The 3113-nt window shown below is 53.1% G+C and carries 1 rRNA gene; it reads right to left on the reverse strand.

What is annotated here, in order from left to right:
- Positions 1–62: 62 nt before the first annotated feature.
- A 23S ribosomal RNA gene (locus ABEH87_RS21455) occupies positions 63–2968 on the reverse strand.
- Between the last annotated feature and the right edge of the window lie 145 nt (positions 2969–3113).

Consider the following 3113-nt stretch of genomic DNA (forward strand, 5'->3'; position numbering starts at 1 on the left):
GAACAGGCTGAAAATCTCTTTTGCGTCTCTCATAACGCACACCAGAACGCTTCTGGCGTTGTAAGGTTAAGCCTCACGGGTCATTAGTACCGGTTAGCTCAACGCATCGCTGCGCTTACACACCCGGCCTATCAACGTCGTAGTCTTCAACGTCCCTTCAGGGGTCTCAAGGACCCAGGGAGAATTCATCTCGAGGCAAGTTTCGCGCTTAGATGCTTTCAGCGCTTATCTTTTCCGCACTTAGCTACCGGGCAATGCCACTGGCGTGACAACCCGAACACCAGCGGTGCGTTCACTCCGGTCCTCTCGTACTAGGAGCAACCCCTCTCAATTCTCCAGCGCCCACGGCAGATAGGGACCGAACTGTCTCACGACGTTCTAAACCCAGCTCGCGTACCACTTTAAACGGCGAACAGCCGTACCCTTGGGACCTACTTCAGCCCCAGGATGTGATGAGCCGACATCGAGGTGCCAAACACCGCCGTCGATATGAACTCTTGGGCGGTATCAGCCTGTTATCCCCGGAGTACCTTTTATCCGTTGAGCGATGGCCCTTCCATTCAGAACCACCGGATCACTATGACCTGCTTTCGCACCTGCTCGAGCCGTCACTCTCGCAGTCAAGCTAGCTTATGCCATTGCACTAACCTCACGATGTCCGACCGTGATTAGCTAACCTTCGTGCTCCTCCGTTACTCTTTAGGAGGAGACCGCCCCAGTCAAACTACCCACCAGACACTGTCCCCACGCCGGATTACGGCGCCAGGTTAGAACATCAAACGTTAAAGGGTGGTATTTCAAGGTTGGCTCCACGCAGACTGGCGTCCACGCTTCAAAGCCTCCCACCTATCCTACACATCAAGGCTCAATGTTCAGTGTCAAGCTGTAGTAAAGGTTCACGGGGTCTTTCCGTCTTGCCGCGGGTACACTGCATCTTCACAGCGAGTTCAATTTCACTGAGTCTCGGGTGGAGACAGCCTGGCCATCATTACGCCATTCGTGCAGGTCGGAACTTACCCGACAAGGAATTTCGCTACCTTAGGACCGTTATAGTTACGGCCGCCGTTTACCGGGGCTTCGATCAAGAGCTTCTCCTTGCGGATAACCCCATCAATTAACCTTCCGGCACCGGGCAGGCGTCACACCGTATACGTCCACTTTCGTGTTTGCACAGTGCTGTGTTTTTAATAAACAGTTGCAGCCAGCTGGTATCTTCGACTGCCTTCAGCTCCGTCAGCAAGTGACTTCACCTAGCGACAGCGTGCCTTCTCCCGAAGTTACGGCACCATTTTGCCTAGTTCCTTCACCCGAGTTCTCTCAAGCGCCTTGGTATTCTCTACCTGACCACCTGTGTCGGTTTGGGGTACGATTGGATGTTACCTGATGCTTAGAGGCTTTTCCTGGAAGCAGGGCATTTGTTACTTCAGCACCGTAGTGCCTCGTCGTCACGCCTCAGCCTTAGAGAGTTCCGGATTTGCCTGGAACTCAAGCCTACACGCTTAAACCGGGACAACCGTCGCCCGGCTAACATAGCCTTCTCCGTCCCCCCTTCGCAGTAACACCCAGTACGGGAATATTAACCCGTTTCCCATCGACTACGCCTTTCGGCCTCGCCTTAGGGGTCGACTCACCCTGCCCCGATTAACGTTGGACAGGAACCCTTGGTCTTCCGGCGAGCGGGCTTTTCACCCGCTTTATCGTTACTTATGTCAGCATTCGCACTTCTGATACCTCCAGCAGCCCTCACAGGCCACCTTCGACGGCTTACAGAACGCTCCCCTACCCAACAATACTTGCGTATCGCTGCCGCAGCTTCGGTGCATGGTTTAGCCCCGTTACATCTTCCGCGCAGGCCGACTCGACCAGTGAGCTATTACGCTTTCTTTAAATGATGGCTGCTTCTAAGCCAACATCCTGGCTGTCTGTGCCTTCCCACATCGTTTCCCACTTAACCATGACTTTGGGACCTTAGCTGGCGGTCTGGGTTGTTTCCCTCTTCACGACGGACGTTAGCACCCGCCGTGTGTCTCCCGTGATAACATTCTCCGGTATTCGCAGTTTGCATCGGGTTGGTAAGCCGGGATGGCCCCCTAGCCGAAACAGTGCTCTACCCCCGGAGATGAGTTCACGAGGCGCTACCTAAATAGCTTTCGGGGAGAACCAGCTATCTCCCGGTTTGATTGGCCTTTCACCCCCAGCCACAAGTCATCCGCTAATTTTTCAACATTAGTCGGTTCGGTCCTCCAGTTAGTGTTACCCAACCTTCAACCTGCCCATGGCTAGATCACCGGGTTTCGGGTCTATACCCTGCAACTTAACGCCCAGTTAAGACTCGGTTTCCCTGCGGCTCCCCTATACGGTTAACCTTGCTACAGAATATAAGTCGCTGACCCATTATACAAAAGGTACGCAGTCACACCACGAAGGTGCTCCCACTGCTTGTACGTACACGGTTTCAGGTTCTGTTTCACTCCCCTCGCCGGGGTTCTTTTCGCCTTTCCCTCACGGTACTGGTTCACTATCGGTCAGTCAGGAGTATTTAGCCTTGGAGGATGGTCCCCCCATATTCAGACAGGATGTCACGTGTCCCGCCCTACTCATCGAACTCACAGTAAGTGCATTTTTGTGTACGGGAGTATCACCCTGTACCCTGCGACTTTCCAGACGCTTCCACTAATGCACAAACTGATTCAGGTTCTGGGCTGTTCCCCGTTCGCTCGCCGCTACTGGGGGAATCTCGGTTGATTTCTTTTCCTCGGGGTACTTAGATGTTTCAGTTCCCCCGGTTCGCCTCATGCCACTATGTATTCATGACATGATAGTGTGACGTATCACACTGGGTTTCCCCATTCGGGTATCGTCGGTTATTGCGGTTCATATCACCTTACCGACGCTTATCGCAGATTAGCACGCCCTTCATCGCCTCTGACTGCCTAGGCATCCACCGTGTACGCTTAGTCGCTTAACCTCACAACCCACAAGCGTCCCGAAGGACAGCATGCTGTCGTGAGCATTTGAGAGACTCGAACATATCGTTGATTTCATTCTTATTACGGAGAATGAAAACGACATGTCGTTTCAATTTTCAGCTTGTTCCGGATTGTTAAAGAGCA

The organism is Erwinia sp. Eh17-17, assembly GCF_039675725.1.
Taxonomy (GTDB): domain Bacteria; phylum Pseudomonadota; class Gammaproteobacteria; order Enterobacterales; family Enterobacteriaceae; genus Erwinia.